This is a genomic window from Solibacillus cecembensis (assembly GCF_050272495.1).
Taxonomy (GTDB): domain Bacteria; phylum Bacillota; class Bacilli; order Bacillales_A; family Planococcaceae; genus Solibacillus; species Solibacillus cecembensis.
Map to the genome: position 1 here is coordinate 76,305 of NZ_JBNNMF010000008.1, position 19,591 is coordinate 95,895.

Consider the following 19,591-nt stretch of genomic DNA (forward strand, 5'->3'; position numbering starts at 1 on the left):
CATTTATTTTACTTGTAAATGATTGACTTTATAGTAATTTAGGCTGAACACATATGCTGGACTTTATGGAAACATAAAGAAAGAGCCTATAAAAAACGGAATTAGAAAAGTATCTGGAGGTAATGTATGTATTACAACGACTTAACACAGGATCAAGTTAATAATCTCTCTCATTTACTTGAATATGCTCAGGTTAATCAACTTGATGAATTACGTAGTAAATTTGATGAAATAGTAAAAAGACAAAAATTAGACCTATATCGTAATAGCGTTTTACAATCAATAATGTTGAATAATATTAAAATCGAAGAAATTGAAGGCTGGTTGCTTAAACTAAAAGAGAATTCTGATAACACAATTATTCATATTGAATGCAGCCTCTTAAAAGGTAAGAAAAAGTTAATAAATAAAAAAATTATTTCTGATTTACAAAATAGCCAAAAAAATATTTTAGATATTTCACATTCAACAATAAAAGATCCTCAAATAGTTGATTATATGCCTAATGGAAATGAAATTGAACTAACATTATTATTGCCAGCAAAAACCCTTTCTGAAGATGGCGAGCAATTGAAAACTGGAAATAGAACCATATACATTCAAAAATCTTCGTTATATCATGTATACATTTGGGTAAATACTGATGAAAATACAATTACACTTTCATTACCGTCGTATTCAAAATATAATTCAATTTGGGACATAAAGAATAAAAGAAATATGACAGATCTCTTAACGGAAAAGATAGTAAAATATTTGTGGGGATATACTGGAGAATTTGAATACAAAGATTTGGATTGGGTTAATCATGCTCTCAGAAAAATTACAAATGAATACTATTACCATAACAACCCCCTTATTGAAAATGAAATAGCTGCTATAATTAATAAAAAAAAATCGATGGAAAAAAACACTTTTTCTTTAAATGAATATTTCGCCAATTTATCAGATAGTTTAAATAATGATGTATGTTTAAAACGCATTAATAATGCTATAGATTCTGCAATTGAACGTGAATTAATTTCATTATATAAAATGAAAACTTGTCCACATCCTTTTGAAGTATTTTTACACGAAATTAGTAAAGGTGTTACCTCTTATAAATCTCGAAGTGGTACTACTAATAACCAGATTAAGGAACCACCATCATTAGATACTCGTGATATAATTTTGAAAATTCTGAACTCCGGCTCATTAAAATCTTTAGGATTAAAATATTATTCGGATAATCTTACATCTGTTGCATATAAAGTAATATGTAAAGAAAATTGGATTGTGTTAGAACAAACTAATGAAACAGGTACATCAAAGGAGCTGGTAAAAAATGTACTTTCAGAATTTAAAACATATAAAGGAAGTGAGCAAGCTAATAAAAGAAGCGGAAATAACTAAGTTAGAAAATTACTTAAATGAGCTATACCCTAACGAGGTAATTTCAATCGATGCAACGGCCTTTCAATTAAATTTACCAATACATTTGACTAAAGAAATCTTAATGCTATTAGCTAAATATCAATATTTCGATAAGCAATTTATTGTTAAATGTGATAATCCTAAATTCGATTCGGTACACACTTATAAATTTGAAAAATACCATGATTTAATGAAATTTGTATTAGACAACAATACTTGTCCCTCTTGTTACCAAGATATCCTAGAAGAGAATACTGAAATTTTATTGTTAATTCCTGAATTAAGTATAAAAGAGGTGAATACTGATGAGTGAAACTATTAATCTCAGTCACTTTAAAAATTACTTAACTGATGATGATATTTGGTTACCAATTTCTAAAGATAAAGAAAAAAAAATTTACTTATCAAAGTTAAAAGAAGTCGAATCCTATTTAATTAGTGGTACTAATGAACAAAAAGGCGAATCATTAGAAAAATTAATGACTTTTATCTATTCGCGATTTACATCAGTAAAAGTTAAGGCAAATATCAGAACATCAGATAATCAATTAGATCATGAAATTGTTTTTTCTGAATATGGATTACCACCCTTTATCAGTACAAAAATGGGCACAAAAATAATTGGTGAAAGTAAAAATCATAACAGAACTGTCAGCTCTAGAGAAGTTGATAATTTAGATGGTTTATTGAGAATCCGTAATTCGAATTTTGGAATTATTTCCTCTTACCATCCTTTTTCAAGAGGGAGAAGTAGCGTTTGGGTTAATGGTGAAGGTAAAAGAAGAAAATTAGCTTTACTTTCAGATTACCGAAGAATAATAATTGGAATACATTATAAAGATTTACTTAGACTTTCTGAAGGCGAAAATTTTTATACCATTATTCAACAAAAATATAATCTCTTAATTGATGAATTAGCAGATGATTATGTAGAAGATTCAATTTCCCATTATCATAAGCGAATTTATGAAAGTTTTGAAGACTTATCTAAAAAAGGGATAATTCCACAAGATCATTTAATTACATATAAAAATAATCTTATAACAAAATATGGTCCATTAAAATAACCCCCTACCAAATAGTGGGGTTTTATTGTACACTTATAAGAACATACGTTCCTTACGAGGTGGTTATACTTATGAAAGTTAATAGTTATTTAGAAGATTTCATCCATAAAATTTATCAACAAATCGATATCCATAAACCCACACAGTTAAATATTAAGACCATTTCAAATGCAATGGGCATCAAGGTATTCTACTGGGAAGGAACCAGTGAAGCGATTTTATACGATGATATGACTGTTATTTTTATTGATAGTCGTATTAGCAATCAATTGCAGTGGCAGGATTTTGGTCATGAGCTTTGTCACCCATTGCTGCATACAGGTGATCAATTTAACATGCCTCCCCTATTCCGTGAATATCAGGAGTTTAAAGCAAATAATTTTATGTATCACGCTTGCATTCCAACATTCATGCTCGATCAATTAGAAATTATGGATTGTACTTCTCAAACAATTCATCGTGTGCGGCAACTGTTCAACGTCGAATATGAATTTGCTCGAGTTCGTTTAGAAAAATACATAAGCAAGTAATACTATGTTCCAAATTAGAACATTAAAATTACTTTTGTTGGTATATAGTAATTTGAAAGGGATGGTGCCTACGCTATTGCCCATTCACTAATTATCTATCACTTATAGAAAGGATGTAGAAAAATGGCTAGTTATGTTGAACTAGGGCCTAGAAACGGTAAACCACGTATCAAAATAACTGTTGAATTGGGATATGACAAATACGGTAGACGTCAACGTAAATATAAAACCGTGACATTAAATAGCATGACGGACCGTGCAATTAAAAAAGCTATTTCTGATTTTGAAATTGAAGTGGCTACAAGTGCTGATGAAAACGAAATAGAATTTATGACTGTTGAAATGTTCTTTGAAAAGTGGATGGAAATGTATGTTAAACCACAACTCTCTATCAGTAGCAGAGATGCATACTATTCTTATTTTAACAATGGGATTTTAGATACTTTAGGAAAAATGCAGATGACCGAAATTAAAACGTTTCATTTAGTTGAATTTTTTAGGGATCAGCAATCAAGTGGCAAGAAGAGCCTTGAAGGTAAACATTCTTCGTTGAGTGGTTTCTTTAGGACTGCTCAAAAATGGGGGATTATTGAGGACAATCCTATGGTTGGTGTAGATTGTCCTGTTGGTGGCAAAAGATACAAGGAATTAGATTTCTATGATGAAGAACAATTAAAAGAATTATTAAAAGTGTTGGATAAAGTATATTTAAATCATGCAATTATGATTAAATTAGCAGCCTTAGTAGGTTTACGTATGGCCGAAATTGCTGGTATTCGTATGGAAAGCATCAATTACAAAGATAATACTATTCTAATTGACAAGCAACTTCTTTACGATAAAGAAACCAGTAAATTTAAATTAGGACCGACTAAAACAAAAAAACCTCGTACTGTTAGTGTGCCACAATCGTTAATGAAAGATATCAAGCAATTCGAAATTGCTCAAAAGAAATTAAAAATTGCTCTAGGCGATGAATGGACTCCTTTGATAGATGCAAACGGAAAACCTGTAAATCTATTAATAACTAAGCCAAATGGTTTCCCTGCGCACCCGCGTGGTATGAGCAATCGCTTCAAAGAAATTTTGGAACGATTTAATTTACCTACCCTAAATTTTCATGGGTTGCGTCATACCTATGCATCATATGCACTAAGTCAAGGTGTCAATTTCAAAGTAATACAAGAACAATTAGGGCACGCCAATATTCAGGAAACAATGAACACTTATAGTCACATAACAATGCTAGATAAAAAAGAAGCAAGCGACATTTTCAACCACTTTTTATAAAGTTGGTCGCTTTTTGGTCGCTTGCCTCTAATATTGTATTAGAATTTAACCTCTAAAACCCTTGAAAACACTGCTATTCTTGAGCCATTGCTTTTCACGCGATAATCATGCCAACATTGAGCGTTGTTCCTTTGTCATAATCATTTAAGTGCTCAATATCTAAAATTTGGCGTGCCGCTTCAGTAATGGCACTAACCCCATCAAGCGGATTGTTTCCTGCATGTGAAGCAACCCCTTTTAAATTGAGCAAATAATGCGAGGTCCCTTTTCGTGCAACTTTTAAGTTTCCAGATACCGTAACAGCAGGCTCCAGCACAAAAGCGGCCACTGATTTTTTCGCTTCCGCCTCAATCAATGGTCTGGACGATGGACTGCCAATTTCTTCATCACTATTCATAAAAAACACAATCCGTTTTTTCAAAGGCAACTTCATTTCTTTCACGTACTTAAAAAACCAGATTGCACTCACAATGCTCGATTTCATATCTAAAATGCCTGGACCGAATAGTTTATCCGCTTCTTCGCGGTATTGCAGCACACCTGGATCCCACACCGTATCATAATGCCCAATCATTAAAATTTGCGCTGGCCCCTCCCCCATTTCAAAGCGTAAATGATTGCCATTTTGCGGCATTTCATATTCCGTCGCCTTCACTTGAAACGTATCAAAAAACATCGTTTGAATGATTTCCTTGCAGCAATCTAGAAACGCTTTATTTTGCGACGGCGAATCGCTTAAAACGAGCCGCTTAATATCTTCTATAATTTCCTGCTCATGCAACGTAAAATATTCGAATGCTTCCATATCCTAACGCCTCCATTTTTCCCGTATTCCATTGATTTTTATCTTTACCCAAAAATGAGTATAAAAAATACCTAAGCTTTTACACTTAGGCATCCTTAATTTCTTTATTTTGCCCACCTGAGATGGATAAATATACGATAAAAATGAGCATGAACACAATTCCAACAAGCTGCCATTTTAAAAGGACTGCACCTAGCCATATAACTGAAATAAACATAGCTGCTAGTGGCTCAAAACTTGATAATATACTCGTTTCAACAGGTGTTATATATTTCAAGCTCATTAAAAATAAAACATAGGCTGTTGATCCGCATAAACTAATACCCAACATTAACAGAATCATTTGCGAATCAGCTAAAATTGACCATTCATCACTCACCCAAATCGTCCCCATCACAGCAAATATCACGCCACTTATAACCATTCCCCAGCCGTTAATTGTTATAACACCGATTTCGGTCATTAACCTTGCTGGATAAAGTGTATAAAAAGCATACGTCAACCCTAAAAACACACCCCAAATGAGTGCTTCATAGCTAACAAATAACGCTGTAAAAGAGCCGTTCGTTAATAGTAAATATAAGCCAAATAGCGTACCGATAATCCCGATAAATTGACTTTTCGGTGGCAGTTTTTTATGAATGATTGCCATATAAATGATAATAAATATCGGCGCTAAAAATTGTAATAACGTTGCCACAATTGCATTGCTCACTTCAATTGTTTTAACGAATGTATACTGTAAACCAAGCATGCCAATTAAACTAAATACAACCAGTTGCGTCGCCCAATATTTTTCCTTCCAAACATGAAATATCGGCGTTTTTTGAACTTTTAGCACAACTAAAATAACGCTGCCTGAAATGATTAAACGCACTGCCAGCATAAATTCTACTGTTATTTTCGTATGATCAAGCAACCATTCCATCATCGGACCAGTTGCTCCCCATAATATCGAACCTATGATAATCATCGCAATACCCTTCAAACGTTCCACAAATACCCTTCTTCCTCTAACCTATTAAGAAGAGTTTAGCACGCTTTTTAGGTAAATGGACAAACAATTATTTTCAAATAGGAAAATCAGCTATTTGTTGTTGTATAACTCGTTATTTATCAATTTTGATCCATCCCCCTTCCTTAATCGTCAGTTTTTTTGGCGAAAATTTTGGTGGTTCATAGGAATAAATAATTTTATACTCATCTTCTTTTTCTACATACACATTCAAATAATGTAATTCATTAATTAATGTACGAATGCCTGTTGATTCTTCCTTATTGAACTTATCATTTAATAATAAAAGCATTTCATTTTTTATATTTAAAACATCTCGTTCCGTTGCTTTTCGAACACGATTTTTTGACATGTTTAACAGTTCATCAATCATTAACACATTTACATCCATTTTCACTTTCTCCCCTTCATGATTGAGTATCACCCATTTTTTATAGTGTAGACAAACATGCACTTGAATTATACTTTCATTGGGGTGAATAATTGTTTGAGTCAACAGTAAAAATCCACCATTACAATCGAGCGCTCATGGTGGATTTTAAACAATTATTTAAGATGATTTTCTTTTTTGCGACTGTTGTTCACGAAAAATATAGCGATTGAACAACCATTCGATTCCAAAATAGAGCATTGCCCCGCACGCACCAAGAATTGCAAATCGGAGCGCATCCGAGTCTTGAAAATAGTATTTTGAAAACGGAATGATGAGAATCGCACCTGTTACAACATAACAAATAAAACGAATAAGCGTAGAACGTATAAATTTCCCGTAAATTAACGAAGAAAGGACGCCTACAATCAAGAACATCGGTGCGCTTAAAATGATAAACGTCATCCATAATGTGCTAAATGGGATATCGTATTCCTTTGAACCGACAATGCTTACAACTGCAAAAATGAGACTACATATAACAATTGATATTAGTGCGATTGAAAATTTACGACTAAGTACTTGCATAAAAACTCCTCCATCTAATCAGCGATTGTTACTAAGAAGGTTTGAATTCGGTCGATAGCTTCTTGGATTTGTTTTGGAAAGGCGTCATTATTTGTGAAAAAACTATGCACAACACCTTCCATTGTTACAATTTCCGTTTTCGTCCCTACTGCACGTAATTTTTCTCCGTACTGCACAGCCTCATCACGCAAAACATCATTTTCTGCCACAATAATAAGTGCAGGAGGTAATGATGAAAAATCCTTTAGTTGTAAAGGAGCAACGAGCGGATTTTTTGCATCTATTTGTGCGTTAATATAGTAATTACCAAACCATTGCATCACATCTTTATCGAGCCCAAAACCTTTCTCAAATAGTGTATAGGAATTGCTACCGTAGCTCAAGTCCGTTACAGGATAAAGTAAAATTTGTGCGGTAATCGGCAAATTTCCCTGCTCCTTTGCAAGCTGACAAATTGCTATTGCGAGATTGCCACCTGCACTATCTCCAGCAACTGAAATTCGGCTGCCAATCCCGTTGAATTGTTCTGCATGTGCTTGTGTCCAAAGTGCGCTATCCCATGCGTCGTTTACGGGCACTGGAAATTTATGCTCTGGCGCTAACCGATACGCAACAGATACGACAATTTGGTTTGTTCCATGCGCTAAATGCGAGCAGCTTTCATGGCATGTATTTAAATCATTCAAAACCCAACCACCACCATGAAAATAAACAATTACTGGAAATGGACCATCCCCAAAAGGCGTATAAATTCGGATAGCAATTTGTTCGCCATCACGAACGGAAATAAAACGCTCTTCTATTTTTGCTAACGGAGCTAATTGGAAACCACTTTTCGGCATAGCCGCTCGCATCCTTCTCGCCTCAACGTAATCCATTGATACCAATGAGGGTAATTTATTTTTATTCGCTAAATAACGTTTTGTATTTTCCAATAAATTTGCCATAGCTTCTCACGTTCCTTTTCGTTTATTTCATTGCGTCTTAGTTGTGAATATCAAATTCATTCAATCCCTATAAACTTACTATGTTATAACTATAAAGAACTCCATCTTAAATTGCAAATACCTTTTATACAAAAAAGCCTAACAATTCGGAGTTACTCCAATCTGTTAGGCTTTAAACATTACATTCTTTTCAGTTTTTCATACTCCAATTGTAATTGCTCAATACGTTTTCGTCCTTCATCACGACTGCGCACTGTCTCGGCTTGAATTTGCTTCGTCTCTTCAATTCCCGCCATAATAGAGCGCCATGTTGTTTCAATCGTTTCTACTTTAATACTTGGACTACCTGCTTGACGTGCAATATTCACAGAATTTTGGCGTACATTTTCAGCATTGCGCACAAGCATTTCATTTGTACGTTTATCAAGCTCGGCCATAGATTCTGAAACTAATTTTTGACGTTGCATCGTCACCGCATGTATTAATCCTTGCTTAAAAATAGGAATGGTCGTCACGAATGCGGAGTTAATCTTCCCGATGAGGTGGTTATTCCCTTGCTGCATCAAGCGTATTTGCGGGGCAGATTGGAACGAAACTTGCTGCGCCATTTCTAAATCATACGCTCTTTGCTCCAGTAATTCAATGCCGCGCGTTACCGTTTCAAGCTCCATAATCGCTTCATGATCACCTGCATCTGCTTGCGTAGAAAGAGCTGGTATTTTATCGCGTAATTCAATTACTTTTAGGTCAATTGCCGCCACGTGCTCGCTTAATGTATGGAAATAATTTAAGTTTTCATCATACATTTGCTCCAACTGAACCGTATTACGTTTCATTTCGATTTCGTATTTTTGGATTTCCGTGTAAACCACGTCGACTTCTTTATTCATCGTATCGTATTTTGACAAGATGCTATCAAGCTTCTCTTTACTTTTTGAAAACAATTTCTTCAAAAAGCCTTTTTTCTCTTCTTCTTTAAAATCCACTGGGTCAAAACGATCCATAATTTTATTTAAATTATTTAATAGAGTAGTTGATTTTTCTAAATTACTTTGCTTAATCGTTGCTAACATACGGTCAGAAAACGTCGAAATGCCCTTAGCCGTTTCCTTCCCAAATTCTAATACAGCAATTTGATTTTTTACATCGATTTTTTGTGCCAATGTTTGAACGGACGGTTGTTGTTTCAGTGCTTCTTGTCTTTTGCGAATTTGCGATAGTTCCTGCTCATTCACTAAAACTTGTGGTGCTGGTGCCGGAGTTGTCACCTCATGGATTGGCTGCTCATTTTGCTGCGTACGTTTGTCTAAATCATCAAATAATGGATTTTCTGTCATCTATATCCCCCGTTCTAATTGTCTAATACTATTTACGAATTAACATGCAAAAGGTTTCACGTTCTATTACTGAATTATAACCCATTTGTCCTCACATTTCTTGATTTTCATTATGAATAGCTTGAATTGAAACAATAAATTGAAATATCGCACTATTAATAGTATTATAATACTACTAAATCCAATATTTTCTTGTAAAATTATTTTACACCATTTTAAATTGTCAGTTAATTACGATATTTCAAAATAATTATCAGGGAATAGGATTCCATCATACATACGTTTATCTAAGGAGGATCAATTTTATGAAATTATCCATTCGATGGCGAATTATTGGACTCATTGTTATCATCGTCATTGCGGGTCTTGGTTCATTAGCTACAATTAGTTCAGCAATCATAAAAGATAAAACGGTTGATTCCGTTGTCGAACAAAGTGGCACCCTTGTCACTCAAGTAGCCAGTACGGTCACAACTTTTTTAAGTACCTATGAACAAGTGCTCTACAATATGTCGATTTCAGAAGAGGTCAAAAAGTTTGCGCAAGCCGAAGATCACACTTATAACGGCGAGGCAGATATGCTCTACCGGAAGCAGCTTGAAAATTTTGTGACAAGCTTCCCTGCAACCTCAGCTATTTATTTTGCGAATCAGGACCTTATTACGATTCATCCATATTTTGATGACATCAAAAATATTCGCCCCCTGACACGCACATGGTATCAAAATAGTATTCACAACCCAGATGAAGTGCAATGGTCATCCCCATATATTGATAAAGCAACAGGAAATTATACACTTACCGCTTCCGTTGGGGTGAAAGTTCAAAATAAAATTGTTGGGGTTCTCGGTGTCGACATTTTATTATCTGAATTAACTGCGATGGTTTCAGAAATTGAATTGGGCTATGAAGGCTTCCCAGTTATTATTGATTCAGACGGTGTCGCAATTGTTCACCCGACCAATGCAGGGGAAAACCTTGAGGAACAAGAGGCCATTGCCAAAATGCTTGCATCGTCAGAAATGAGTGATGCCATGCATGCAAAAATTGAAGGAGAAAATAATACCGTTGTCTTTGCAAAAGTTCCTGAAATTGATTGGACGATTGCCGCTTTTTATAGAGAATCCAATCTTAACGCAACTGCTACGGACATTCAGAAAGTGATTTTCTTAATAACTATTTGTATTTTAATCGTAACCTTTATCGTTCTTTACTTCTTTATTTCACGAATGATCAAACCACTTTACTCGCTTGGAACATTAATGGGACGCGTATCAAATGGAGATTTGACGGTGCAAATTCAAGTTAAAACACATGATGAAATTGGCCGACTCGCACATCATTTTAATAATATGATTGCGAATATGAAAGATATTGTTGGTGTCGTCCAGCATTCTTCTTCCAATGTTGAAGGGCGTTCCCATCACCTAAGTGCGATGGCGGAAGAAACAAGCGCATCGAGTATTGAAGTTTCACAAGCTATCGGGGAAATCGCTGCAAGTGCTACGGAATCATCTGAACACGCGGACGCAGTTACATTACAAGCGACACAATTAGGTTCCGAAATTGATAAAATGCATGAACAAACAACAGCCGTTCAACAAACAACGACTGAGATGGGTCAATTAAATACATTGGGTCAGCAGAAAATGCGCGACTTGCTACAAAGCTTTGAACATTCCAAACATGATTTACATGAGATGTCTAATGTCGTAACAGCACTTGAAACGAAAATTACATCCATTGAATCCGTCATTGATAGCATTTCCGCCATTTCAGCCCAAACGAATTTACTTGCCTTAAACGCCTCCATTGAAGCAGCACGGGCTGGGAATCATGGGAAAGGCTTTGCCGTTGTTGCCACTGAAGTACGTAAACTAGCCGAGCAATCCGCTGCCGCTACCGAGCAAGTGAGGGCAACCATCTCTGCGTTAGAAGTCGAATCACATTCCGTTACAACACAAATGTATGAAATGGAAAAAACCTTTGACAAGCAAGGCATTGTAGTGGAAGAAACAACACAAACATTTAGTCAATTGTCGAGCAACATGACAACAATCGAACACTCTTTTGAATTACTTACAGCAGAAATTCAAGAAATGATTCTTTACAAAGATAATGTCCTTTCCACAATCGGAGAAATGTCAACAAATGCACAAACTGTTGCTGCTACATGTGAAGAAGTGAGCGCTTCCTCCGATGAACAGCTACATGCGATTCAATCTGTTGCCGAAGCTTCAGAGCAACTAAACAGCTTAAGCAATGATTTAGCTGTTGCCATTAGCCGATTTAAAATATAGCCGGAATAAAAATAAATAACGCGTTCGATTGGAGGGAATGCCCTATTCAATCGAACGCGTTTTTTTATATTAAGTTTTGAATTCTTTACACAAAAAGAATGCCCTTTTTATGCGCGAAAGGACATCTTTTCAAGTCTACTATTGGGGGAGAGACCTATTACCCACATTTATTAACATGAGCATATTTATATAATACCCGGAAATATGAAATTGAAACTTCTATTTAAGATAAATTATTTATTAGGGAAGTTTTTTCATTCGTCTCCCCTATTAATAGCCTATATTTTTGCTGTGAACTCATTTTTTTAAGTTTGCTTTCATTAATGATGCAATCTGCTTCTCATCTGTATTTGAAATTTGTTCCAGTTGATTGACAACTAACTCTTTTCTCTGCAATGAATGGTTTTGACTTAACTTTGCTTTCCCTTCTACTTTGTTAATTTTTATTTTGAATCCTTGAACTCCTTTATTCATATTAGAAAGAAACTCAGCATCTACATCTTGCAAACTGTATGAACTGTCTGGAGTTTCGTACTTCGCCACCATATCATGCATAGAGTTCATTAATTCTTGTTCATCTTCTAACAGTTCGACTTCTCCGTAAACATGAACGGTCACATAATTCCATGTTGGTACGGCTTTATTCGTCTCATACCAAGATGGAGAAATATAACAATGCGGACCATGAAAAATAGCTAAAACGACTTGATCTTTGATGTCTTTCCATTGAGGATTAGGACGAGCAAAATGTCCATATAAGTATGAATTGTCTTCGTTCAAAATTAACGGTAAGTGCGTCGCAAAGGGCAAGCCATCATGTTGAGAAATAAGTGTCGCAAAACTATGTTCTTTCATAATGTCATAGGCAAGTGCTTTGTCAGTAATGTTAAAATGTGCAGGAATAAACATGTTTTTTCTCCTCTCAAAATCGGTTGTTATCATTCAAATACTAGCTTTATTAACTATATTCCATCATCTCCATTGAACATACAATTAATTTTTCTCTAATGAATCTTCTTTTTTGGAAACAGGAGCATTTTTACCAATTAAAACCGAAATGACAACAATAATTGCGGTAACAACAGTGAACCCAGTGATAGATTCGCCTAGAAATAACGTTGCAAATAGAATCATCAAAAATGGTTGTAAGTACTGAATTTGACTTACTCTTGCTATCCCACCCATAGCCAATCCACTATACCAAGCAACGAATGCTAGAAATTGACTCACTATTGCAAGATAAAAGAAGCTAACCCAAGCTTGTATTGGCGCTTGGAGCATTTCAGTTGAAAGCTGCAACCCTACTGGAATAATGAAAAATGGAGCCCCGATCATAATTGCCCAAGCAATGACTTGCCAGCTCCCTAATTCTTTCGCTAACATCCCACCTTCTGCATAACTAAGTCCAAGAATAATTACTGCTGCTAGTAAAGCTAAATCGGCATATTGTAATTGACCAAATCCAAGATGAAGTGCATACATAATGACAGCTAAAGAGCCGATTACACTTGAAATCCAAAATTTCCGTGAAGGACGTTCACCTGCTCTAAATATGGCAAATCCGGCAGTTGCTAACGGTAACAGAGCTAATTCCACCGCTCCGTGAGAGACAGGCAAGGATTCCATTGCAAAAGAAGCAAGGAGCGGAAATCCTAAAACTGCACCTAGAGCAACAATAAGTAGACTTTTGAAGTGGCGAGGAGAAGGAATTTTTTCTTTTTTCACAATCAATACTACAGCTACTAATAACGCTGCAACAACGGTTCTGCCTAGACCGACGACCGTAGCCCCAAAATACTCTACTGCAATACTTGTAGCAGGGAGTGTTAAACTAAAACAAATGACACCTACTAATCCTAATAATAATCCCATTTTCTCTCTATTTTCTCTCTATTTTCTTTCTGCACCTTAACCTACCTCCATTTTTTGTATCCTTCTGTACCATTTTCTACTTTTCTGTAAAAACCTTCTGCTATAATTAGGATTATAATAGGTACAGTTGGTGAAAATAAACCATTTTTTTACCTATCTGAACTGGTACAGTTAAAGGAGGTTCAATAGATGCATTCAAAATATATAAATATAATGGAAGAAATTAAGCAGCAACTCGCAGATGGGTCACTCATTGCAGGTAGTAAACTCCCTTCTGTTCGTCAGTTATCGGAGCATTTTTCATGTAGTAAAAATACGATTATTAAAGCATACGCTGAACTAGAAAAGGAGCATTGCATTTATTCGGTTCCTAAAAGTGGCTACTATGTTGTGAATGATTTTCAAAAAGTCGCGGATGAAATGGAGGTGATTGATTTCTTGGCTGCCGGTCCAGACAAAAATGTTATGCCATATGTAGAATTTCAACATTGTATGAATCAAGCAATAAATCAATATAAAGAAGAGCTTTTTACTTACTCAGATCAACAAGGGCTTTACCCACTACGAGTACAATTGGTGAAATATCTTCAAACTTTACAGGTATTTACCCAACCTGAAAGATTAGTCGTTGTTTCCGGCTCGCAACAAGCACTAAATTTATTAGTTTCTATGCCCTTTCCAAATGGGAAAAACAATATTTTGATCGAACAGCCTAGTTACTTTGGAATAATTGAGTCCGTCAATCTGCATCAAGTGACTACTTTTGGGATTGAGTTAACGATGGATGGAATTGACTTTGACCGTTTGGAATATATTTTCCGCAATAATGATATAAAATTTTTCTATGTTATTCCAAGATTTCATAATCCACTTGGACATAGTTATACGAATAGCGAAAAGAAAAAAATCGTGGAATTAGCTGAAAAATATGATGTGTATATAGTTGAAGATGATTTTTTAGGAGACCTTGATACAAACGCAAAATCAGATCCTTTATTTTCCTTTGATCCTTCTGGAAGAGTGATTTATATTAAAAGCTTTTCGAAAATTTTTCTCCCAGGATTAAGGATTGCTACTGTCATTCTTCCTTCATTAATGATTAACAATTTTTTGAGATATAAATTTACTTCGGATTTTAATAGCTCAACACTTTCTCAAGGGGCGTTGGAAATTTATTTGAAAAGTGGCATGTTTAATAGCCATCTCAAAAAAATAAAAGAGGTATACCAAACTAAAATGCATATCCTTCAAGAAGCTTGTGCATTATTGCTTCCGGCAAATACTCATTTTTCTAAACCGACTTCAGGGTTCTATTTATCCATTAGTTTGCCAGAGAATGTGACAGCAAAACAGGTCGTCCATATGCTAAAGGAGCAGCATGTTTATGTTGATGATGCATCTAGAATGTTTTTACCCGAATATAAAAAGGAAAATCTCCTTCGATTAAGCATCTCTCAAGTGAACGAGAGTCAAATTAAACTAGGGGTAGAACGATTGGCACACTGTATTTCTTTAATTGACAGTAGAAAAAAACCTATTACTCCAAATAACGCTTTACTCATATAATGTGAGAAAGTTTATTTAGAGGACCGCTTCACAGGCTTAACGAATTCCACACCTTGACTTGCATGGGGGAGCATTTTTATGTTAGAAGCGACAATAACATACTTTAGTTATAAAACACATATCTTTAAAATTGCACTAACCAACACTACCAAAAAAGGAACTGTCTACTTTCGGACAGTCCCTTCTCAATGTGTTCTTTTTAATTAATCGCTTAAAGCCATGCTTTTACTTCTTTCACAAGTAGATTCCACTCATTATTTTGAATCCACTCTTTTTCAGAAAACCACTACCTGAACCTAATGCCATTTCCCCCGCTTCCTAAGTAAGTTTTCAAATTCGCACATTGATGACGTTTACTCATGTAAGTATATTAACTTTTACGAACTTAGAGTTTTCAGTACATTCCGAATGATAAATGTTATTAAATTAAAATTTTTAATATGCAATTTAATTAAATTAATATGTATAGGCTATTAACCTATCCCCCTAGCTTTTCCAACTCCTCCAAACTATAATTAACAAAATAATCCATAATAAAGGAGACACATATGAAAAAACTAGCTTGTTTACACGCACACCATTCCAATATCCCATACATAGAGGATTTACTAAAACCATTCCTTATTGAAATCTCACATCATGTTGATCCAGGTTTAATGGATCAAATTAAAAATAATCCGCATTTTGATCTGCAGTTAGCTCAAACAAAAGTAAATTCGCAAATTGCATGGCTTGAAGATACCCACCCAGATGCCATCCTCATTACGTGTACGAATTACATTGCACTTATGGACACGGAAAGAAAATTTCCATCTATCCCGTTAATTAAAATAGACGAACCCTCTTTTGAAAAGATTTGCTCTATAACCGCGCCACAAATAGTCATTTTTACAAATCAAGATACGGTTGAAGGTACGCTTGCTCGATTAAATGACTACGCAAAAAGCAATAGGAAAAATATCAATATTGAAGTACGTATGCTTCCCGAGGCTTTTTCACTTATTATGAAAGGCTTGAAAAGCGAGCATGATGCGATGTTGGCAGCATTTATGGATGAACTGATCCAGACGGAAAAGAAAGTGATCTCCGTTGCACAACTTTCAATGGTGGACGCAGCAAGGCAGATGAGTGCAAAACATGCTTTAACTATTCTTAATCCGTTAGATGCACTAACTAAAACAATCATAGATGCCCTGAGTTTACCTATTTAGCGCTCAATGGGCATTACAAAATATAATAGCCGTACACAATAACAAGCCCAGTAATTCATTCAATTTGCAATGAGTTGTATAGGGCTTTTAAATAATTTTGCAATTTTCTAAAATAAAACAACCTTTCCCATATCTCAATCGTCTCATAAGTGAGTGACAATTAATGGGGGCTCAAAATGAAAATGAATAATCCATTTGAAGCGATTGAAGAAATTTATATCGCTCACTATCCATATTTAAGAAATTATTTACTCAAGCTCACTAAAGATGAGGAAGTAGCCGATGATATTATTCAAGAGCTTTTTTCCAAAATACTTAAAGATCCTGCACGAATTTCGCAAGTTCAGCATATGAAAAGCTGGTTAATAAAAGCCAGCAAAAATACATTGCTCGATTATTATAAAAAAAGAAACCCGAATTGTTGCATGATGAAAATCTAATTGAGGACTTGTTGGTAAATTATCTAACACCTGAATCGAAGGCTGTGATGAATGCTCAAATCGAAACGGCTTTGAAGGCATGGGCTATGGAATTATTGGGGTAAGCATTTTAGCTGTAGCGATTATTGGCACATTCATTTTACCATTTGTCGTAAAGAAAAGTGATAAAACTGGGATAAACAAGTTCGACAAATTCATTTTAATTATCGCACCAATGCTATTATTTGCATCTATAATAGGGACAATTATCTCCGAAGATGGGTACTGGATTATTAATGAAGGATATATAGTGGAAAGCAATTTGTCAGCAACGAGTTACTATTCAACTTCCACAATATCAGAGGGCAGTAAGAAAGTGAAAATACAATTAGGTGAAGCGTACGAAGGAAAACAATTACTTATAAAAAAAGTGAAAACGATTGGGAATACCGAAGTGGTCGTCAAAATTGTTGATGGTGGAGAACCGCAAAAATTACCATTTGTTGAAATTGGGATCGACAAAATCGTTGAACCTTTCGTTGTTAAAACGACTGACGGCGAAATTATTGAGTCCACATTCAATTTACGGTAGCAATGACTACCCCACACTAAATAAAATGAAAACTTATCTATTAAATAAGCAAACCCATCAATATCAAGGGTTTGCTTATTTTTTACTCACTGAACTTCGCTAACGATTAAAACATGCGATTCAAATTCGCCATTTCAATTGCCGAAATTGCGCTGTCATAGCCTTTATTCCCTACTTTCGTTCCAGCACGTTCGATTGCTTGCTCGATATTTTCAGTCGTTACGATGCCGAAAATAACTGGGATTCCTGATTCTAATGATACGTTGGCTATACCTTTTGCTGCTTCATTACAAACATAGTCATAATGCGTCGTAGAGCCTCGAATGACCGTACCTAATCCAATAACCGCATCATAGTCCCCTGTTGCGACCATTTTTTTTGCGATAAAAGGTACTTCAAATGCACCAGGTACCCATGCAATATCAATATTCTCTTCTGAAACTCCGTGGCGCTTTAAACCATCTAATGCCCCGCTCAATAATTTGTCGTTAATAAATTCATTAAATCGGCCAACAATAATTCCGATTTTTAAATCCGTTCCTACTAATTGTGCTTCAAATGTTTGTCCCATGTTCATATCCCCAATGCTATATTTTTTATTTGATTAGTCGGAATTGAAATACCAACTATAAAATGATCAATATCTGCCCCATTATGCCGGGACGTAATTTTTATTTAAATGCAATGCTAATGCATCAATTGTTATAAATTTCAGGTTAAATGTTTTGGCGATTTCCCATAAATCCGGTACGCGCGCCATTGTGCCGTCCTCATTCATAATTTCACAAATCACGCCTACTTGTGCGGAACCACATAGCTTCGCCAAATCGACCGCTGCTTCCGTATGTCCTCTACGTTCTAATACGCCACCGTCTTTTGCAAGAAGTGGAAACACATGCCCGGGACTTCTAAAATCCTTAGCTCGAACGTCTTCATCTACCATTGCCAACATCGTATCCGAGCGCTCAAACGCACTAATGCCGGTTGTTGTTGTTTTATAATCAATGCTTACTGTAAATGCTGTTTGATGGACATCTGTATTTGTTTGGACCATCGGCTTTAGTTGTAGCTTGTCCGCAATACTTTGTGAAATCGGTGTACAAATTAAACCGCGCCCATATGTTGCCATAAAATTAATATTTTTCGGTGTCGCATGTTCACCTAATACTAAAAAATCTCCTTCGTTTTCGCGGTTTTCATCATCCACCACAATAATGACTTCCCCTGCTTTTAACGCCTCTAGCGCTTCCTCAATTGTATGAAACATTTCGGTTCTCCCCTTAAAATCCATGTTGTTGTAAAAAATCCGCTGAAAGATTGTTGGACTGACGTTTCGTTAAATGCTGCAAAATATACTTACCAAATAAATCGGTTTCAACATTGACGAGATCCCCTACTTTTTTCATACCGAGTACCGTTTCTTTGTACGTATGTGGAATTAATGAAACGGTTAATGAAGACGATGTGACATTAAAAATCGTTAAACTCGTACCATCTAGTGTAATGGAGCCTTTTACTAAGCAGTTTTTTAACAGTTCTTCCGGTACGTCCAAGTCAATATAAACAGCATTGGCCACTTGGCGCTTTTGAAGGATTTTAGCAACTCCATCAATATGCCCTGATACAAAATGTCCGCCAAAACGACCATTTGCAGCCATCGCACGCTCCAAATTAACCATTGAGCCGCTTTGCAATTGTTGAATGCTCGATGCTTTCACCGTTTCCGGCATAACATCTACCGTAAATGCATTGCTTGTAAAATTGGTCACCGTTAGACAAACACCATTTACCGCGATACTGTCTCCAAGTTTTACATCTTCTAACACTTTTTTCGCTTGAATGGATAATACCATTGCTTGAGGAGTTGATTTCATCTGGTGAATCGTTCCTAACTCCTCGATAATTCCTGTAAACATCATTCTCACCTCATCCTATAAAATAGAAAAAACCCCGCTAATCGCTCGGAGTTTTAATGAGAGTTATAAAAATGGCGTCGTCAAATAAACTTATTTTCATCTATTTTTGAAAAAAGTCGACCATTTTTATTTCCTTCTCCCATCCAGACTATACTGTCGGCTTTGGAATTACACCAAATCCTGCCAAAAAGGCTCGCGGGCTTAGAATTGCTTCATCACCGCCGATTGGGATTTTCACCCGACCCCGAAGGAAATACATATGAAATTGTACAGGTTTCTTTGAAAAACAAAAAAACCACATAGAAGGTGCTCTACGGGGTGATTAGAAAATTCTCATTTAGGCATCACGAAAT

General features: G+C 35.5%; 20 protein-coding genes, 1 pseudogene and 1 riboswitch. Of the genes and pseudogenes, 10 read left to right on the forward strand and 11 right to left on the reverse strand.

The features are described from left to right. The first annotated feature begins 126 nt into the window (after positions 1-126). From ACQKIH_RS09015 to ACQKIH_RS09035, 5 genes are all read left to right on the forward strand, one after another. Positions 127-1,392, forward strand: coding sequence for a hypothetical protein (locus tag ACQKIH_RS09015; RefSeq protein ID WP_427765243.1), 1,266 nt, complete (start codon positions 127-129; stop codon positions 1,390-1,392). After that, positions 1,325-1,726, forward strand: a complete 402-nt coding sequence (locus ACQKIH_RS09020; RefSeq protein ID WP_427765245.1) for a hypothetical protein — start codon at positions 1,325-1,327, stop codon at positions 1,724-1,726. Before ACQKIH_RS09015 ends, ACQKIH_RS09020 begins: the two co-directional genes overlap by 68 nt. Further along, positions 1,719-2,480, forward strand: a complete 762-nt coding sequence (locus tag ACQKIH_RS09025; protein ID WP_427765247.1) for a hypothetical protein — start codon at positions 1,719-1,721, stop codon at positions 2,478-2,480. Before ACQKIH_RS09020 ends, ACQKIH_RS09025 begins: the two co-directional genes overlap by 8 nt. 71 nt (positions 2,481-2,551) lie before the next feature. Next, a complete protein-coding gene (locus ACQKIH_RS09030; protein WP_427765249.1) occupies positions 2,552-3,010 on the forward strand; it encodes an ImmA/IrrE family metallo-endopeptidase in 459 nt (152 codons plus the stop codon). A gap of 123 nt (positions 3,011-3,133) precedes the next feature. Next, positions 3,134-4,300, forward strand: coding sequence for a tyrosine-type recombinase/integrase (locus tag ACQKIH_RS09035; protein ID WP_427765251.1), 1,167 nt, complete (start codon positions 3,134-3,136; stop codon positions 4,298-4,300). A 94-nt stretch (positions 4,301-4,394) separates the two neighbouring features. Here ACQKIH_RS09035 and ACQKIH_RS09040 read toward each other — a convergent pair whose 3' ends face one another. The 6 genes from ACQKIH_RS09040 to ACQKIH_RS09065 all read right to left on the reverse strand — a co-directional run bounded on the left by ACQKIH_RS09040 (position 4,395) and on the right by ACQKIH_RS09065 (position 9,362). Continuing rightward, the gene (locus ACQKIH_RS09040) at positions 4,395-5,105 is read right to left on the reverse strand and encodes a M20/M25/M40 family metallo-hydrolase (RefSeq protein ID WP_427765253.1); all 711 of its coding nucleotides are present in this window, start codon (positions 5,103-5,105) and stop codon (positions 4,395-4,397) included. Between the two features lie 85 nt (positions 5,106-5,190). Next, the gene (locus tag ACQKIH_RS09045; protein WP_427765256.1) at positions 5,191-6,102 is read right to left on the reverse strand and encodes a DMT family transporter; all 912 of its coding nucleotides are present in this window, start codon (positions 6,100-6,102) and stop codon (positions 5,191-5,193) included. Positions 6,103-6,214: 112 nt separating this feature from the next. Continuing rightward, entirely contained in the window at positions 6,215-6,511 is a 297-nt protein-coding gene (locus ACQKIH_RS09050; protein ID WP_057988815.1) for a hypothetical protein, read from the reverse strand. Between the two features lie 159 nt (positions 6,512-6,670). Further along, on the reverse strand, positions 6,671-7,078 hold the full coding sequence (locus ACQKIH_RS09055; protein WP_427765258.1) for a hypothetical protein: 408 nt from the start codon (positions 7,076-7,078) through the stop codon (positions 6,671-6,673). A 14-nt stretch (positions 7,079-7,092) separates the two neighbouring features. Beyond that, a complete protein-coding gene (locus tag ACQKIH_RS09060; RefSeq protein ID WP_427765260.1) occupies positions 7,093-8,025 on the reverse strand; it encodes an alpha/beta hydrolase in 933 nt (310 codons plus the stop codon). Between the two features lie 179 nt (positions 8,026-8,204). Further along, on the reverse strand, positions 8,205-9,362 hold the full coding sequence (locus ACQKIH_RS09065) for a toxic anion resistance protein (RefSeq protein ID WP_057988811.1): 1,158 nt from the start codon (positions 9,360-9,362) through the stop codon (positions 8,205-8,207). A 305-nt stretch (positions 9,363-9,667) separates the two neighbouring features. Between ACQKIH_RS09065 and ACQKIH_RS09070 the strand changes: the two genes are divergently transcribed. After that, complete coding sequence (locus tag ACQKIH_RS09070; RefSeq protein ID WP_427765263.1) at positions 9,668-11,662, forward strand: methyl-accepting chemotaxis protein; 1,995 nt, start codon at positions 9,668-9,670, stop codon at positions 11,660-11,662. A 297-nt stretch (positions 11,663-11,959) separates the two neighbouring features. Here the strand turns inward: ACQKIH_RS09070 and ACQKIH_RS09075 are convergent, their stop codons facing one another. Beyond that, the gene (locus ACQKIH_RS09075) at positions 11,960-12,571 is read right to left on the reverse strand and encodes an FMN-binding negative transcriptional regulator (protein ID WP_427765265.1); all 612 of its coding nucleotides are present in this window, start codon (positions 12,569-12,571) and stop codon (positions 11,960-11,962) included. 84 nt (positions 12,572-12,655) lie between these two features. Next, entirely contained in the window at positions 12,656-13,534 is an 879-nt protein-coding gene (locus ACQKIH_RS09080; RefSeq protein ID WP_427765267.1) for a DMT family transporter, read from the reverse strand. Between the two features lie 189 nt (positions 13,535-13,723). Here ACQKIH_RS09080 and ACQKIH_RS09085 point away from each other — a divergent pair, with 189 nt between their 5' ends. The 4 genes from ACQKIH_RS09085 to ACQKIH_RS09100 all read left to right on the forward strand — a co-directional run bounded on the left by ACQKIH_RS09085 (position 13,724) and on the right by ACQKIH_RS09100 (position 17,322). Next, entirely contained in the window at positions 13,724-15,100 is a 1,377-nt protein-coding gene (locus ACQKIH_RS09085) for an aminotransferase-like domain-containing protein (RefSeq protein WP_427765270.1), read from the forward strand. 548 nt (positions 15,101-15,648) lie between these two features. After that, positions 15,649-16,311: a hypothetical protein gene (locus ACQKIH_RS09090; RefSeq protein WP_427765272.1), complete on the forward strand. Its 663-nt coding sequence runs from the start codon at positions 15,649-15,651 to the stop codon at positions 16,309-16,311. Positions 16,312-16,487: 176 nt separating this feature from the next. Beyond that, entirely contained in the window at positions 16,488-16,751 is a 264-nt protein-coding gene (locus tag ACQKIH_RS09095; RefSeq protein WP_057988801.1) for an RNA polymerase sigma factor, read from the forward strand. 79 nt (positions 16,752-16,830) lie between these two features. Continuing rightward, on the forward strand, positions 16,831-17,322 hold the full coding sequence (locus ACQKIH_RS09100; protein WP_427765276.1) for a hypothetical protein: 492 nt from the start codon (positions 16,831-16,833) through the stop codon (positions 17,320-17,322). 106 nt (positions 17,323-17,428) lie between these two features. On the opposite strand, the gene ribH is transcribed toward ACQKIH_RS09100, so the two are convergent. From ribH to ribE, 3 genes and pseudogenes are all read right to left on the reverse strand, one after another. Continuing rightward, positions 17,429-17,893: a 6,7-dimethyl-8-ribityllumazine synthase gene (gene ribH / locus ACQKIH_RS09105; protein WP_427765279.1), complete on the reverse strand. Its 465-nt coding sequence runs from the start codon at positions 17,891-17,893 to the stop codon at positions 17,429-17,431. 117 nt (positions 17,894-18,010) lie between these two features. Then, a pseudogene (ribB, locus tag ACQKIH_RS09110) lies at positions 18,011-18,589 on the reverse strand (3,4-dihydroxy-2-butanone-4-phosphate synthase); the annotation flags it as partial. Between the two features lie 13 nt (positions 18,590-18,602). Next, positions 18,603-19,238: a riboflavin synthase gene (ribE, locus tag ACQKIH_RS09115; RefSeq protein WP_427765281.1), complete on the reverse strand. Its 636-nt coding sequence runs from the start codon at positions 19,236-19,238 to the stop codon at positions 18,603-18,605. Between the two features lie 127 nt (positions 19,239-19,365). Continuing rightward, positions 19,366-19,494, reverse strand: a riboswitch (FMN riboswitch). Between the last annotated feature and the right edge of the window lie 97 nt (positions 19,495-19,591).

Bases quoted from the DNA above. Each gene is read 5' to 3' on its own strand.
- ACQKIH_RS09015 (WP_427765243.1), top strand. From the start codon at position 127: ATGTATTACAACGACTTAACACAGGATCAAGTTAATAATCTCTCTCAT.
- ACQKIH_RS09020 (WP_427765245.1), top strand. From the start codon at position 1,325: ATGTACTTTCAGAATTTAAAACATATAAAGGAAGTGAGCAAGCTAATA.
- ACQKIH_RS09025 (WP_427765247.1), top strand. From the start codon at position 1,719: ATGAGTGAAACTATTAATCTCAGTCACTTTAAAAATTACTTAACTGAT.
- ACQKIH_RS09030 (WP_427765249.1), top strand. From the start codon at position 2,552: ATGAAAGTTAATAGTTATTTAGAAGATTTCATCCATAAAATTTATCAA.
- ACQKIH_RS09035 (WP_427765251.1), top strand. From the start codon at position 3,134: ATGGCTAGTTATGTTGAACTAGGGCCTAGAAACGGTAAACCACGTATC.
- ACQKIH_RS09040 (WP_427765253.1), bottom strand. From the start codon at position 5,105: ATGGAAGCATTCGAATATTTTACGTTGCATGAGCAGGAAATTATAGAA.
- ACQKIH_RS09050 (WP_057988815.1), bottom strand. From the start codon at position 6,511: ATGGATGTAAATGTGTTAATGATTGATGAACTGTTAAACATGTCAAAA.
- ACQKIH_RS09055 (WP_427765258.1), bottom strand. From the start codon at position 7,078: ATGCAAGTACTTAGTCGTAAATTTTCAATCGCACTAATATCAATTGTT.
- ACQKIH_RS09060 (WP_427765260.1), bottom strand. From the start codon at position 8,025: ATGGCAAATTTATTGGAAAATACAAAACGTTATTTAGCGAATAAAAAT.
- ACQKIH_RS09065 (WP_057988811.1), bottom strand. From the start codon at position 9,362: ATGACAGAAAATCCATTATTTGATGATTTAGACAAACGTACGCAGCAA.
- ACQKIH_RS09070 (WP_427765263.1), top strand. From the start codon at position 9,668: ATGAAATTATCCATTCGATGGCGAATTATTGGACTCATTGTTATCATC.
- ACQKIH_RS09075 (WP_427765265.1), bottom strand. From the start codon at position 12,571: ATGTTTATTCCTGCACATTTTAACATTACTGACAAAGCACTTGCCTAT.
- ACQKIH_RS09080 (WP_427765267.1), bottom strand. From the start codon at position 13,534: ATGGGATTATTATTAGGATTAGTAGGTGTCATTTGTTTTAGTTTAACA.
- ACQKIH_RS09085 (WP_427765270.1), top strand. From the start codon at position 13,724: ATGCATTCAAAATATATAAATATAATGGAAGAAATTAAGCAGCAACTC.
- ACQKIH_RS09090 (WP_427765272.1), top strand. From the start codon at position 15,649: ATGAAAAAACTAGCTTGTTTACACGCACACCATTCCAATATCCCATAC.
- ACQKIH_RS09095 (WP_057988801.1), top strand. From the start codon at position 16,488: ATGAAAATGAATAATCCATTTGAAGCGATTGAAGAAATTTATATCGCT.
- ACQKIH_RS09100 (WP_427765276.1), top strand. From the start codon at position 16,831: ATGGGCTATGGAATTATTGGGGTAAGCATTTTAGCTGTAGCGATTATT.
- ribH (WP_427765279.1), bottom strand. From the start codon at position 17,893: ATGGGACAAACATTTGAAGCACAATTAGTAGGAACGGATTTAAAAATC.
- ribE (WP_427765281.1), bottom strand. From the start codon at position 19,238: ATGTTTACAGGAATTATCGAGGAGTTAGGAACGATTCACCAGATGAAA.